We start from the raw sequence: 13,736 nt of genomic DNA, 5'->3' as shown, positions 1-13,736 counted from the left end.
ACGAAAACCCTGTTCAGCCAAAACCCGAATATCGAAATCCGAAATCCGAAACAAATACGAATATCGAATGTTCAAATGATAAAAACCAACAGCTTAAAAAAACAGGGTGTTTCTGTCATTGATGCATTTAGGGTTTTGGTCATTGTTTCGGATTTCGAGCTTCGGATTTCGGATTTCCTGAACGAAAACCTAGTTTTCGTTCAGGCACTATATAAAACACAGCCATAGAACATGAGACGATTCTACGTAAACCCGTCGGAACTGGATCGCCCGGAGCCCTGCATTACCGGAAAAGAGGCCCGTCACCTGAAAACCGTGCTGCGCCTGTCAGCCGGAGACCGCATCCGGGTCACAGACGGGGCCGGCCGGATCTGCGATGCCCGCATCATTTCAATAGAAGAAAACACCGTGCGGGTGGTGATCGAAAACCGGATTGAAGCCGGCAACGAATCGCCCCTGGACCTTATTGTGGCCCAGGGCTTTTTAAAAGACAAAAAAATGGATGATCTTGTGCGGCATCTCACCGAACTCGGGGTGACCCGGTGGATTCCCATGATCACCCGCAGAACCGTTGCCCGGCCCGATGCCCGTCGGTTGAAAAAGCGCATGGAGCGGTGGCAGGCCATTTCCCTGGAAGCCATTAAGCAGTGCGGCCGAAGCGTGGTGCCCGACATTGCACCGGTGATGGATTTTTCCGAGGTCCTGGCTTTGGGGGCAACCGTGGATGCCGGACTTTTTTTCTGGGAACAGGCCCGGGCTCCCCTGGCCGCCCCCGCAGAGGACGGGCCGGGCTCGATATTGCTGCTGCTGGGCCCGGAGGGCGGGTTTTCGGAAAATGAAGCCGCGGATGCTGAAGCTGCGGGATTTTGTGCGGTTTCAATGGGATGCCGTATCCTTCGGGCCGAAACCGCCGCCATTTCCGCCTGCACCCTGGTTCAGTACGTTTTCGGGGATCTTCAAAAAAGTCCTTGACAGGTTTTACCACATTGCCTATACATTTTTTAAAAATTTACGCCGAGGTAGCTCAGTCGGTAGAGCAGGTGACTGAAAATCCCCGTGTCGGTGGTTCAAATCCGCCCCTCGGCACCAATAAAATCAATAAGTTAAGGCGGCCCCAAAAAAGGCCGCCTTTCTTATTTGTAAACTTGATAAGCCTGTAAAAAATCTTTTTTACAGGCAGTGTTAAGTTTTAAGTGATTAAGTGTTAAGTAAAATCAAGAAGTTATTTCTTTATTGGTTGGCGGTGATATCCGTTTTCGCACTTCCAGGGAAGTCCCTTTTTTACGCTATACCGAAATTGTACTTCGTTTCCCTGACGGCGGTGCGGAAAAGCGGGTTACCGAGCGGAAATTGAGGCTTCAGAAGGCTCCTGAAGCGAGGAAACTCGCTTTTGCGTGCCGCCGATCAGCCAAGGCGCTTATGGATTTCCTTTCTGCAAAAATACCGCTGTATTGGGATAAACTGCTTGTTGCAATTCCATCAAGTTTGGCAGAGAAAAAAATTGACAGGACTTGTTTATATGCGTAGGGTATGAGCATAAACAATGCGCATCAAAGGAACACATATGAAAGTTGATCTCTACAATTCCCGAGCTCCCAAAAAAGCGACCAATCTGAGCATCAATAGTGACCTTCTCAGGCAGGCAAAAGAGCACCATATAAATCTTTCAAATGCTCTTGAAAAACGCCTTATAGAGATAATAGCCGAAGCAAAACGCCGTGAATGGAGAGAAGAGAACCAGGATGCGATTGCAGCCTATAATCATCGAATCCGGGAAAAAGGCATCTTCAGCGAAGACTTGAGAAAATTCTGATGACACAGTTCGATGTGTATGAAAATCCCAACCCGGAAACCAATCAGGCAATCCCTTATCTGCTCGATGTGCAGGCTGAATTGCTTGATACATTGTCAACGCGCGTAGTTGTGCCACTTTTAACTGCGGCATACGCAGAAAAACCGATCAGGCATCTCAACCCTGAATTTACAGTCAATGAAACTGCGGTCTTCATGTCGACTGCTGAATTGGCTGGCATATCCGTTCAATCAATGGGTAAAAAAGTTGGCACCCTTGAATATAAACGCGATGAGATCATTGCGGCCATAGATTTTCTGTTCACCGGCTTTTAACAGCTCCCCCGCCCCGACGCCATCCCCCGTGGAATCAAGACGGATTTAATACAATGCCCACCGGGCAGTGATCCGAGCCGTGGATGTCGTTGTCGATAAACGCCTCTGCAATCCGGCCGCTGTCAAACAGGTCTTTTGAGACGAAAAAGTAATCGATACGCCATCCTGCGTTGTTTTGGCGGGCATTGAACCGGTAGGTCCACCAGGAGTACTTTACTGTATCCGGGTAAAGGGCCCGAAAGGTATCCACATAGCCCCGTTGCTCGATATGGTCGAGCCAGTCGCGCTCAATGCGCAGAAAACCCGAGCGGTTGGCATTGGATTTGGGGTTTTTCAGGTCAATTTCATTGTGGGCGGTGTTAAAATCACCGGCCACAATGAGGCTTTTGCCCTGTTTGCGCAAATCATCGGCATGATCAAAAAACGCATCGTAAAAATCAAGCTTGTACTGCAGCCGCTCATCGCTCATCTGGCCGTTGGGAAAATAGACATTAAAAAAGACAATATCTCCCAGATCCATTTCTATAATGCGCCCCTCATTGTCAAAGCGCGGCTCGCCGATGCCGTAGCCCACGTGTTCCGGTGTGATCCGTGTATAGGTGGCCACGCCGCTGTAGCCTTTTTTCACTGTTGCGTGGCTGAAACAGGCATCGTAATCCCTTACCTGTCGCATGGGTTCGGTGAGCTGATCCTGCTGGATCTTGGTTTCCTGGAGAGCCACGATGTCGGCATCGAGCTTGTCGATGGATTGCAGGAAATCTTTTTTCATGACCGCCCGAAGGCCGTTGACGTTCCAGGAAATCAGTTTTAAAGGGCTTTGCACCATGGCTGTTTCTCCTTATTCGGATACCGGCCGCAGATCAGCGGATTTTCAGAACAGCAGAACAATTGCGCCGATACATATCACATCCGGAAAAGAGCGGACAATGGTTTTTCCTTAAAAAACAATTCAAACCATTCACAATTATAATTGGAAAATGCAAGCCCGGAAATTGACACAAGCGCTAATCCATGCCCTGTCTGCTTGACTTTCTGTCTTTCAATGCTAACATCAAAAAAATGAAACCACGATTTTCATTGCCGGCCGGTATTCTTGTCTGGGTCATTTTGGTCACCGGATGCTTTCTGTTTGCATGCGATCAGGGAGATGACGTCAAAAAAGTCGATCTGAGCCAGCGCAAACAAATCCAGACACCCACGGAGTTTGATTCGCTGACCTATGCATGCCTGCCGCAATACTCCCACAGGGTCTCCTTTGCCAGACATCACCATCTGGTGCAATATCTTGCCGAAAAAACAGATCTGGCCATCCGGCAGGTTTTTCCGGACACATTTGAAGAGCATATGCAAATGGTCCGGTCCGGGCAAATCGACATCTCATTTTCCAATCCCCTGGTTTATACCCGCATTGCCGACCGCGGCCAGGCCCGGGCCTTTGCCCGGATCGTGGAGAAAAACCAGACCCCCACCTTCAGGGGCCAGATCATCTGCCGGGCAGACAACAAGGCCATTGAAACCCTGCAGGACTGCCGGGGAAAAAGATGGATGGCCGTGGACCGGTCATCTGCAGCCGGCTATTTGTTTGCCCTGGATCATTTCCTGGAAAACGGCATCTCCAAATCCGATTTCCAGCGCATATCATTTGCACCCGGTCCCGGCGGCAAACAGGAAACCGTGGTCCAGGCCGTTTACCTGGGCCAGGCCGATATCGGCTCCATCCGTGAAGGCACCCTTGAACTGGTCAAAGACCGGGTGGATCCGTCGGCCATCCGCGTACTGGATCAAACCCGGGCATTTCCGAGCTGGGTGTATGCCGCAAGAAAAGATCTGGAATCCGAAGTGGTGGACAAAATCAAGCAGGCGCTGCTGGAACTGGACCCCGATAATGCCGATCACCGAACTATCCTTCAAAAGGCGCATTTTGAGGCGGTAATCCCGGCGCAGGATACCGACTTTGACGCCATCCGCAGGCTTTTGGAAAAAATCGGGGAAAACGCATATGAATAAGCTGCCATTCTCCTTTCAGCGCCTGAAAATCAAGAGCAAACTGCTGTTGGGACTATCGGCTGTTGTCCTTTGTCTGGGCCTGATTCTGGGCATTATCGGTACCCATATTGCCTCTGGTGAACTCATACGGGAAAACAAGGAACGCGGCAAGGTGCTGGCCGCCAACCTTGCCTACAGATCTGATGAAGCCCTGCTGACCCGGGATTTTCTGCGTCTCAAAAACCTGGTGGATGAATTAAAGGATGCCAATTCAGACCTTGCTTATGCGTTTGTCCTGAATCCGGCCGGCCGGGTGCTGGTGCATACCTTTGAGCAGGGGTTTCCGGTGGAATTGTTAAGCATCTACCCGGAAAACCGGCCAAACAATGTCACAAGCATGCTTCTGCTGACCAATGAAGGAAAAATCTACGATTTTGTCCAGCCCGTGGAAATCCAGCAGGAGCGGATCGGCACGGTACGCATCGGCATGCACAGACAGCGGCTGGAAGCCATGATCAACCGGCTGCGTCTCTGGATTTTTGGGCTCACGGCTGCGGTCACCATTGGCGCCATCATACTGGTGCTGTGGTTTTCCTCAAAATTTACCAACCGGATCAAATGCCTCACGGAATCGGCCAACGAAGTCATCAAAGGCAATCTCGAAGTCCAGTCCGCCACAGAGCCCAAGCGTCAATGCTGGCAAATCAACAAGTGTCAGGCACGCTCCTGCCCCGCCTACGGGGATACCCGGCGCAGATGCTGGTATATCACAGGCACCCTTTGTCCTTCCTATCATTTAAAGCAGGATGCCCAGGGTGATTTAAACTGCCTGAACTGCCCGGTTTATCAGCAGAATGCAGGAGACGAGATCCAGGAACTGGCAGAAGCCTTTGATTACATGGCCATGACCCTGCAGGAGCGCATTGACCAGGCCCGCAATGCGGAAAAGGCACTTTCCAGGCAAAAGGAACTGCTGCGCACAACCCTGGATGTGACTCCCGACATGGTGGCCCTGCAGGATGAAAAACTGGTGTACCGGGCGGCAAACAAGGCTTTCTGCTCTTATTTTCAGTTAAATGAATCCGATATTGTGGGAAAAACCGACTTTGATATTTTCAGTGAATCCCAGGCGGATCAGAATTACCATGAAGACAGGCAGATCCTTCAGACCGGAAAACCCATGTCCAAGGAAATCAGCGTCAAACAGGGGGACATGGTCATATGGTTTCATATTTTAAAGGTTCCGGTGTACGCCGAGGGCCGGATTTCCGGGCTATTGCTGACCGCCAGAGACATTACGGTGATCAAGCAGTACCAGGATCGCCTGGTGCAGTCCCAGAAAATGGAGGATCTGGGCCGGCTGGCCGGCGGAGTTGCCCATGAAATCAACACGCCTTTGGGCATTATTCTGGGCTATGCGCAGATGCTGCTCGAAGACGTGGACGCAGACAGCCAGATGGCGGCGGATCTGAAAATCATTGAAAAGCAGACCAAGATCTGCAGCAGTATTGTCTCGGACCTGCTCGGCTTTTCCAGACAGAGCCAGACCACACGCACGGATGTGGACATCAATGAATCCATACAAGAGGTCATCTCCCTGGTGGAGCACACTTTCAGCTTAAACCGGGTCCGGATTTTCCATGACCTGGATCCCAACATCCCTGAAATCGAGGGAGACAAGGACAAGCTCAAGCAGGTCTGGTTAAACCTTTTAAACAACGCCCTGGATGCCATCGAGCATGACGGCTGCATCCGGATTACAACCAAGCTTTGTGCCCACCGGCGGCGTGTGGCCCTTACCGTCACCGACACAGGCACGGGCATCAAGCAGGAAAATTTAAACAAAATCTTTGACCCGTTTTTTTCCACCAAGCCGGTCGGCAAGGGCACCGGCCTGGGCCTGTCTGTGACTTTTGGCATTATTCAGAATCACGGCGGCCGGATCAATGTATTGAGCCCGGCGCCCAAAGAATATCTCCAGGAGATGGAAAATTCCGATTCCTGCACCGGCCCCGGAACTGTATTTCTCGTGGAACTGCCCCTCTGGCAGATGGAACTTCCGGAAGAAGAGTGCGAGGAACTCGGCCTGCCCCCAAAAACACGACAAACCTGATGATTTCGGAGGTATGAGATGAGCAGCATTATGGTCCTGGACGATGTGGAGGATGCCGGCGCCATGATCAAACGCATCCTTGAACGCAAAGGACATTCGGTTTCGGTTTTCACAGAAGAGCGCGACGCCCTGGCCCACGTACGCGATCAAAATGTGGATATTGCCATTCTGGATATCAAGCTGAAAAAAATCAGCGGCGTGGAGGTCCTGCGGCAGATCAAACAAGAACGTCCGGATACCGATGTGGTGATGCTCACGGGCTATCCCACCCTGGAAACCGCCAAGGAAGCCATGGGCTACGGCGCCCGGGAATATCTGGTCAAGCCCATTGACAAAAATGAACTTGAAGAAAAAATTGCCGGCATTATAGAAAGCCGGGAAGCCTCTGCCTGATGTCCAAAAAAATCCAGGAAACCACAGCCGGACCCATCCCATTGAGCCGGGCCCGGCGGATTGGCTCACAGGCGCGCCATTTGCTGGAAAACTGGTTTTTGAAAACCTGTTTTCCCGGATCGCTGGTCCGCAAGAAATACGCTGCATTCCAGCACCTGCGGGCCGGTGACCGCAGGGCCCTGGAGCTCATTTCGCAGTTGGAGGAAATCCGGCAAAAAAACAGCCCCTGCGACATTGAATACATTCGTCATGTGCTGGGTCTTCTGGATTATGAGATCCAGACCCTGATCGAGGCGCTTGTGCGGTTTAATCCGGTGAAATACGCGCTTTTGCGCAATTATCACCGCAAATACGCCTTTTATGCGCACATGGCCCTGGCCGAAGATGATCCAAAAACCGAACCCCCTTACGTGCTGGGACTGGACCAGGAATTGTCCGAATCCCTGGCTGGCGGAAAGGCAGCGCCGCTTTCCCGGCTGATCCGGGATTTTGACATTCCCGTTCCTTCAGGGATGGTGATGACCACAAGGGCGTTTTACCGCCTGCTGGCGGCCAATGACCTTACTGCCTGGATTCAGAGACAGCTGGCGCACATCGGGCCAAACAATCATTCGGAAATAAACGAAATCAGCCAGATCCTCCAGTTTGCCGTCACAGAAGCGCAAGTGCCGGCCGAGCTTGAAAACGAATTTTTAGACGGCATAAAACGCCTTGGCCTTGAAAACGCACCTCTGGCTTTGCGCAGCAGTGCCGTGGGAGAAGATCTGCAGGCCTCTTTTGCCGGACAGTTTAAAACCTGTTTAAACGTGGGCCTGGAAAATTGGTTTGCAGCCTACAAGCAGGTGGCGGCCAGCAAATACAGCCCCCATGCCATCCATTACCGGATGCGCCAGGGTTTTACCGATCAAATGACACCCATGGCCGTGCTGGTCATGCCCACCATTGCAGCCAAAATCAGCGGGATCCTCTACACACGCGACCCCCATCAGCCGGAACTGGCTGTATCCTACATGGTCCTGGGCAGCGGGGAGAAACTGGCTGACGGCGGGCAGTACCAGGGCCGGGCGGATTTTGACCGTCAAAGCCGCCGGGTTGGGAAAGTGGCGCCCAAAGACTTTCTTGGCCCGGATACCCTGGAAAACCTGTTTTCCCTGGGCATGAAACTCGAGGATGCCGCAGGCCGGGTGCCCCAGGATGTGGAATGGCTTTTGGACGCCTCGGGCAAGCTTTACATTCTCCAGTCCAGGCCCCTGGGAATGCCGGTTGCAGATGAGCCCGACAGTCATCCGGATTACCCGGAAAGTGCGGTTTTGATAACAGGGCAGTGGGTCAGCTCCGGCCAGACCGCCGGGCGGGTGTATAAGCTAAATGATCTGAAATTTATATCCGATATCCCGGACCAGGCCGTTTTGGTGACTGATGAGCTGCCGCCGGAACTCACCCTGGTCTTAAACCGGGTCCGGGCAGTGGTGGCGGAAAAGGGAAGCCCGGCCTGCCATTTTGCTTCCGTGGCCCGGGAAGCCGGCATTCCGGTAATCTGCAACGCCCGCGGCGCAGCCGATAGCCTGGAAAACCAGCAGGATGTCAGCATTGACGGCAATTCCGGAAAAGTTCTCGCCGGCACATTTTTCCGGGCAAAACCCGGCAGCACAGCATCCGGTGCCCCGGAAACACCGGTAATTCAAAAACTGGCAGATGCATTGAAATATGTCTCCCCCCTCACGCTTCCGAATTCTGAAAGCCCGGATTTTACCATTGAATCCTGCCGGAGCCTTCATGATATTGTCCGGTATGTGCATGAAGCCGGGGTTCGGGAGATGTTTTCCCTGGTGGGCCGGCGAGGGCTGGACCGCTACGGCGCAAAACGCCTGGACTCCGGCCTGCCCCTGGTGATGCATGTGCTTGATGTGCACAAGGGGCTTTCCCCGGAGGCGGCCGGACAGAATTCCGTTTCCCTGAAACACATTGAGAGCCGGCCCATGCAGCAGGTGTTTGCCGGCCTGGGATCACCGGCAGTGCAATGGAACAGCGGCATTCTGCACTATGACTGGGATGCCTATTACAAAAGCTCGGCGGATTTCGTGGATGTTGAGAAATCCACCCTTTTTAGCAGCTATGGCATCCTGGACCGGGAATATCTGCATGCCCTGCTTCGGTTCGGGTATCATTTTGCCGTACTGGATTCAGTTCAGGGAACGCTCCCGGAGCAGAACTACATTCATTTCAGCTTCAAAGGCGGCGGCGGCAGCCCGGAGCAGCGGGACATGCGCATTTATCTGATTCAAACCATCCTTGAACATTTCGGGTTTGCGGTACACACCACAGCAGATCTGCTGGAAGCTGAATTTGACCGCAAATCCATGGATGATACCGGAAACGGGCTGGTGGTGCTCGGCATTGTGCTGGGCAAAACCGTCATGCTCGACATGCGGCTGGAAGACCAACAACAGATTCAAACCCTTGCCAGAGAAATCATACAGGAAACCCATGATATTTTTCCCGTCCAAGAAAAAAGGTGATCCCATTTACCCTTTGACCTGGGTGACACCTCAGCTGGCAGTGGGGCATGCCCCCATGTCCATTGCAGAGCTCGACAGCATCAAACACCAGGGCATCCGGGGTATTATGAACCTGTGCATGGAAATAAAGGAACTGGTTGCATTAGAAGAGCAGCAGGGATTTGAAGTATATTACCTGCCTGTGCTGGATGAGGGGTTTCCGGAAATCAAGGAACTGGAAAAGGCCCTGGACTGGCTTGATGAATGCATTTACCTGGGTAAAAAAGTACTGGTTCACTGCCGCTTTGGCATCGGCCGGACCGGCACGATTGTGTATGCCTATCTGCTGCGCAAAGGCTATGACACCAAAAGCGCGGCCCGAAAAATGCGCGGCATTCGTTCCCAGCCAACGGAACAGCCCCAGAAACGGTTTCTGCACCAGTACTGGAAAAAGGAAAAGCCTTATAAAATATCCGTGGAACCGTCTTTGGCCCCGGATTACAAGGTGGATCTCCAGCCTTATTATGACCAGACAAAAGCCGCCCTGGCCGGGGCCGAGGCAGATATCCCGGAAAATGCGGCCCGCTGCGGAAAAGACCATTGCCAATGCTGCTTTTCCTTGGTTACCATGTCCCTTGCAGAGGCTGTTTACCTGCAACTCGGAATCAACACCGAGCTCAGCAGCACCCTTCGCCGGCAGGCCATTGACCGGGCCATGGCCGCAAACACGCCTTCAGAAGCCGGGAATCCGGAAAAACAACCGCCCTGCCCGCTTCTTGACAACGATGTTTGCCTGCTTTACGCGTTCAGGCCGGCCCAGTGCCGGGTATTTGACCGCACACCCCGGGAAATGACCAAAAACTCCGCATGGCAGCTTATGGTGCTCTCCCACGAGCTTCTGGAAGTCTTTCTTGAAGACACCACGCCCTACACTCCCCCGGAAATCAATTTGCCGGACGTGGTGTCCGGCAAATTTGTTCAGCAATTGTTTCACCTGATGGCCGGGGACAGCGACCCTGTTATCTCCCCGGAATCAGGGCAGTGACCATGATAAACATCATGGCTTAGGCGTCACCTGTCTGGTATTTAAAGGAGAGTTTCACCACTGCACGAAAAAATGCCACCTTTCCTCCCTCGATTTTGACATCCAGGTCCTTGACCTCGGCCACGCGGGTATCCCGCAGGGATTTGGAAGCTGTTTCAACTGCGTTTTTCACTGCCTCCTCCCAGGATGTGGGGCTTGTGCCGACCAATTCGATAAATTTGTACACGCTCTCACTCATGGTCCCTCCTTGTCCGTTAAGTTTGAAAAAAAACCTGTGTTTAATATAAGAAACCCTGTTTGCTTTGTCCAACGATAAATTTTTTTCCATGTGGCAATTTTTTACGAGCTCCGGGTTTCACACCCTGTACGGGCAAGCCTTGCATTTGCCGGGCAAGTGATTATAGTGTAACCATCGAAAATAACCACTGAATATCAATAGTTTGAATTATCAGGATGAAATGAATATGAAAGATGCACACACCCCGGACCCCAGGGAAATAGAAAAGGAAGTATCTGATTTTCTTTCTAAAAAATATGGAAACCAGGTCAAGATCGTCTCACCTGTGGTGGTACCGGATGAACAATCCCCGGAAGATTCTGCAGACAGGGGCGCAAATGCCGATGGCATCCGTTTTGACCTAAAACCCGAAGAACTCATCGGGTATCTGGATCAGTACATTATCAAGCAGGACAGCGCCAAGCAGACCCTTGCCACCAAGGTCTGCACGCATTTCAACCGCATCGAGCACCAGCGCCGGACCGGCACCCAGGACGAATTTGAAGGCCGGATCAAAAACAACATTGTCATGATCGGTCCCACGGGTGTTGGCAAAACCTACATGATCAAGCTGATTGCCAAAAAAATCGGGGTGCCCTTTGTCAAGGCAGATGCCACCAAGTTCAGCGAAACCGGCTACGTGGGCGGTGACGTGGAAGACATGGTGCGCGACCTGGTCCGCGAAAGCGACAATGACATTGAGCGGGCCCAGTACGGCATCGTCTACATTGACGAAATCGACAAAATCGCCGGAAGCCGCCAGCATTTTGGCACGGATGTGTCGCGAAGCGGCGTTCAGCGGGCCCTTTTAAAGCCCATGGAGGAAACCGAAGTGGAGATGAAAGTCCCGCATGATCCCATCTCCATGATCCAGGAAGTCGAGCAGTTCCGCAAAACCGGCAAAAGAGAGAAGCGATCCGTTAACACCAAAAACATCCTTTTTATTGTCAGCGGGGCGTTTTCCGAACTGCCCGAAATCATCAAAAACCGCACCACTCAACAATCCATCGGGTTTGGTGCAAAAATCGACAGCTCCCGGGAACCCACATCCCTTCTTTGCTTTGTGAAGTCCGAGGATCTGGTGGAATACGGATTTGAATCCGAATTTATCGGCCGGCTTCCGGTGCGCTCGGTATTTGAACGCCTGACCCGGAAAGATCTGCTCGATATCCTCCAAAACCCCAATAACCCGGTTATCTTGAGCAAGCGGCTTGATTTTGCCACCTACGGCATTGACGTGCGGTTCTCAGACGAGGTCCTGGAATTGCTGTCCGGGCGGGCCTATGATGAAAACACCGGCGCCCGGGGACTGGTCAGCGTTATTGAGCAGGCTTTGATTCCGTTTGAGACCCGCCTGCCGTCCATGAACGTGCGGCGGTTTCCGGTGACACCCGAAGCCATTCAAAACCCGGAAAAAACCCTGAAAACCATGGGGCCCGGCGGCGACAGCGCCAGACAGGAAGCCGAGTTTGTCCGTGTTGCCGAACAAAACCGCGGCCATATCGTTGATTATATCCGCAAAAACCGCAAAAAACTGACTGAACAATACGGCCTGCCGCTTTCTGAATCCAGAATCGCGGCCATTGCCGATTATTACTGGAATTACGTGGTGGAAATCGGCACGGCCATTGGCCGGATAAAGAATTTCTACGACCGGATCAAGAAAATCGAAATTGATTTTTACAATCGCCATGATGTCAATATTGTATTTGAAGAAGATGCCATTGACTCCATTTCCGAGAAAATGACAAATGAATCGTTGAATATTGACCAGATCTATCGTAAATTATCCGGTGATTTTGAATACGGCCTGAAACTGGTTCGGGACAAAACCGGAAAAAATCGTTTTTTTATTCCCGGCTACGCCTTGGAACAGCCCGAAGCGTTTCTGGACAATCTGATTAAAACCGAGTTTGCCAAACACAACCTCACCCCGGAATCCATACACAAGGAAGACCGGGTGGAATAAATCGGAAACGAGGCATCCATGATCGGAATTTCCAAGCTTTACTGCGGCACGGTGGAGCCGTCTGACGCGCTTCGCTACGGCCGCCAGTCCGGGCAGCTGCCCTCACATCTGCTTCAGTTCTCAATTGACAAGCGCCCGGTGGTGGTCTGGAACATCACCCAGCGATGCAATCTCAAATGCATCCACTGCTATGCCCATGCCAAGGCCAGACAGCAGGACAATGAACTGACCACCGACGAAGGCAAAGCCTTAATAGACGATCTGGCAGGCATGGGGGTGCCGGTGCTGCTGTTTTCCGGCGGCGAGCCCCTGATGCGCAAGGACATGCCGGAACTGGCGCAATACGCGGTGGAAAAGGGCATGCGCGCGGTCATTTCCACGAACGGAACCCTGATTGACGCAAAAACCGCCGGGATTTTAAAAGACATCGGCCTTTCCTACGTGGGCATCAGCTTGGACGGCAGCCGGGATATCAATGACCGTTTCCGGGGTGTGGACGGTGCTTTTGATCAGGCCCTTGAAGGTATCCGCAATGCAAAGCAGGCCGGCATCAAGGTGGGGCTGCGCTTTACCATCAACCGGTTTAACGCAGAGGAAATCCCGGCCCTGTTTGATCTGCTCGAGGAAATGGACATTCCCCGGATCTGCTTTTATCACCTCGTCTATGCCGGACGGGGCTCCACGCTTGTCAACGACGATGTCAGCCACGAAGAAACCCGCCGGCTCCTGGATCTGATCATGGACCGCACAAAAGATCTGCATGACCGGGGCAAGCCCAAGGAAGTGCTCACCGTGGACAACCACGCAGACGGCCCATATGTATATCTTCGCATGCTGCGCGAAAACCCCGAGCGGGCCGCCGAAGTCCTGGACCTGCTGCAGATGAACGAGGGCAACAACTCGGGCCGGGGCATCGGGTGCATCAGCTGGGACGGTGAGGTGCACGCAGACCAGTTTTGGCGGCATCACAGCTTCGGCAACGTCCGGCAGCGGCCCTTTTCCGAAATCTGGACCGACACCGGTGCAGACCCCCTGCTGGCAAAGCTCAAGGAAAAGAAAAACCATGTTAAAGGACGGTGTGCCCAATGCCGGTGGCTTGACATCTGCGGCGGCAATTTCCGGGTGCGCGCCGAGGCGGTCACCGGTGATGTCTGGGCCCCGGACCCGGCCTGTTACCTGACAGACGAAGAAATCAAAGCAACGCAGTAAAAAAACCCGCGTTTCACCTTTGATGGCGCCGTAAAAAGTCCAATATCTGCGTTACGCGCGATTCCTCAGAATTTCACGTACGGATAAGTACGCTGCATTCTTCGGAATCGCGCAAGCCT

13 protein-coding genes and 1 tRNA gene are annotated in these 13,736 nt (G+C 52.6%); 12 read left to right on the top strand and 2 right to left on the bottom strand.

Annotation, left to right across the window (positions count from 1 at the left end):
• From ACTCIA_RS14890 to ACTCIA_RS14870, 5 genes are all read left to right on the top strand, one after another.
• A partial coding sequence (locus ACTCIA_RS14890) for a hypothetical protein (RefSeq protein WP_463002600.1) occupies positions 1 to 228 on the top strand: 228 nt, incomplete at its 5' end.
• Positions 229 to 231: 3 nt separating this feature from the next.
• Positions 232 to 972 (top strand): 16S rRNA (uracil(1498)-N(3))-methyltransferase, encoded by a 741-nt coding sequence (locus tag ACTCIA_RS14885; RefSeq protein WP_463002599.1) that lies wholly within the window; start codon positions 232 to 234, stop codon positions 970 to 972.
• A gap of 41 nt (positions 973 to 1,013) precedes the next feature.
• Positions 1,014 to 1,089 (top strand) — tRNA-Phe (locus ACTCIA_RS14880).
• A gap of 475 nt (positions 1,090 to 1,564) precedes the next feature.
• Positions 1,565 to 1,813, top strand: coding sequence for a type II toxin-antitoxin system CcdA family antitoxin (locus ACTCIA_RS14875; protein ID WP_463002598.1), 249 nt, complete (start codon positions 1,565 to 1,567; stop codon positions 1,811 to 1,813).
• Complete coding sequence (locus ACTCIA_RS14870; protein ID WP_463002597.1) at positions 1,813 to 2,127, top strand: CcdB family protein; 315 nt, start codon at positions 1,813 to 1,815, stop codon at positions 2,125 to 2,127. The genes ACTCIA_RS14875 and ACTCIA_RS14870 overlap by 1 nt, the downstream gene beginning before the upstream one ends.
• Positions 2,128 to 2,161: 34 nt before the next feature.
• Here the strand turns inward: ACTCIA_RS14870 and ACTCIA_RS14865 are convergent, their stop codons facing one another.
• Complete coding sequence (locus ACTCIA_RS14865) at positions 2,162 to 2,953, bottom strand: exodeoxyribonuclease III (protein WP_463002596.1); 792 nt, start codon at positions 2,951 to 2,953, stop codon at positions 2,162 to 2,164.
• A 233-nt stretch (positions 2,954 to 3,186) separates the two neighbouring features.
• On the opposite strand from ACTCIA_RS14865, the gene ACTCIA_RS14860 reads away from it, so the two are divergent.
• From ACTCIA_RS14860 to ACTCIA_RS14840, 5 genes are read left to right on the top strand one after another with little or no spacing between them, the layout of a single operon-like run.
• Complete coding sequence (locus tag ACTCIA_RS14860; protein ID WP_463002595.1) at positions 3,187 to 4,134, top strand: phosphate/phosphite/phosphonate ABC transporter substrate-binding protein; 948 nt, start codon at positions 3,187 to 3,189, stop codon at positions 4,132 to 4,134.
• Positions 4,127 to 6,226 (top strand): ATP-binding protein, encoded by a 2,100-nt coding sequence (locus ACTCIA_RS14855; RefSeq protein ID WP_463002594.1) that lies wholly within the window; start codon positions 4,127 to 4,129, stop codon positions 6,224 to 6,226. Before ACTCIA_RS14860 ends, ACTCIA_RS14855 begins: the two co-directional genes overlap by 8 nt.
• 18 nt (positions 6,227 to 6,244) lie before the next feature.
• The gene (locus tag ACTCIA_RS14850) at positions 6,245 to 6,619 is read left to right on the top strand and encodes a response regulator (protein ID WP_463002593.1); all 375 of its coding nucleotides are present in this window, start codon (positions 6,245 to 6,247) and stop codon (positions 6,617 to 6,619) included.
• Positions 6,619 to 9,138, top strand: a complete 2,520-nt coding sequence (locus tag ACTCIA_RS14845) for a PEP/pyruvate-binding domain-containing protein (protein ID WP_463002592.1) — start codon at positions 6,619 to 6,621, stop codon at positions 9,136 to 9,138. Before ACTCIA_RS14850 ends, ACTCIA_RS14845 begins: the two co-directional genes overlap by 1 nt.
• Positions 9,107 to 10,162 (top strand): protein-tyrosine phosphatase family protein, encoded by a 1,056-nt coding sequence (locus ACTCIA_RS14840; RefSeq protein ID WP_463002591.1) that lies wholly within the window; start codon positions 9,107 to 9,109, stop codon positions 10,160 to 10,162. Before ACTCIA_RS14845 ends, ACTCIA_RS14840 begins: the two co-directional genes overlap by 32 nt.
• Positions 10,163 to 10,181: 19 nt before the next feature.
• Here ACTCIA_RS14840 and ACTCIA_RS14835 read toward each other — a convergent pair whose 3' ends face one another.
• Positions 10,182 to 10,400, bottom strand: a complete 219-nt coding sequence (locus ACTCIA_RS14835) for a dodecin family protein (protein WP_410269173.1) — start codon at positions 10,398 to 10,400, stop codon at positions 10,182 to 10,184.
• Positions 10,401 to 10,626: 226 nt separating this feature from the next.
• Between ACTCIA_RS14835 and ACTCIA_RS14830 the strand changes: the two genes are divergently transcribed.
• A complete protein-coding gene (locus ACTCIA_RS14830) occupies positions 10,627 to 12,408 on the top strand; it encodes an AAA family ATPase (RefSeq protein ID WP_463002590.1) in 1,782 nt (593 codons plus the stop codon).
• Positions 12,409 to 12,426: 18 nt separating this feature from the next.
• On the top strand, positions 12,427 to 13,617 hold the full coding sequence (ahbC, locus tag ACTCIA_RS14825; protein ID WP_463002589.1) for a 12,18-didecarboxysiroheme deacetylase: 1,191 nt from the start codon (positions 12,427 to 12,429) through the stop codon (positions 13,615 to 13,617).
• Positions 13,618 to 13,736: the final 119 nt, after the last annotated feature.

The sequence above is a fragment of the Desulfosalsimonas sp. genome (assembly GCF_055149105.1).
This window is presented reverse-complemented; position numbering and strand designations above follow the sequence as displayed.

Coding starts and splice junctions, on each gene's coding strand:
- ACTCIA_RS14865 (WP_463002596.1), bottom strand. CDS start 2,953: ATGGTGCAAAGCCCTTTAAAACTGATTTCCTGGAACGTCAACGGCCTT.
- ACTCIA_RS14855 (WP_463002594.1), top strand. CDS start 4,127: ATGAATAAGCTGCCATTCTCCTTTCAGCGCCTGAAAATCAAGAGCAAA.
- ACTCIA_RS14850 (WP_463002593.1), top strand. CDS start 6,245: ATGAGCAGCATTATGGTCCTGGACGATGTGGAGGATGCCGGCGCCATG.
- ahbC (WP_463002589.1), top strand. CDS start 12,427: ATGATCGGAATTTCCAAGCTTTACTGCGGCACGGTGGAGCCGTCTGAC.
- ACTCIA_RS14835 (WP_410269173.1), bottom strand. CDS start 10,400: ATGAGTGAGAGCGTGTACAAATTTATCGAATTGGTCGGCACAAGCCCC.
- ACTCIA_RS14870 (WP_463002597.1), top strand. CDS start 1,813: ATGACACAGTTCGATGTGTATGAAAATCCCAACCCGGAAACCAATCAG.
- ACTCIA_RS14845 (WP_463002592.1), top strand. CDS start 6,619: ATGTCCAAAAAAATCCAGGAAACCACAGCCGGACCCATCCCATTGAGC.
- ACTCIA_RS14860 (WP_463002595.1), top strand. CDS start 3,187: ATGAAACCACGATTTTCATTGCCGGCCGGTATTCTTGTCTGGGTCATT.
- ACTCIA_RS14885 (WP_463002599.1), top strand. CDS start 232: ATGAGACGATTCTACGTAAACCCGTCGGAACTGGATCGCCCGGAGCCC.
- ACTCIA_RS14875 (WP_463002598.1), top strand. CDS start 1,565: ATGAAAGTTGATCTCTACAATTCCCGAGCTCCCAAAAAAGCGACCAAT.
- ACTCIA_RS14840 (WP_463002591.1), top strand. CDS start 9,107: ATGATATTTTTCCCGTCCAAGAAAAAAGGTGATCCCATTTACCCTTTG.
- ACTCIA_RS14830 (WP_463002590.1), top strand. CDS start 10,627: ATGAAAGATGCACACACCCCGGACCCCAGGGAAATAGAAAAGGAAGTA.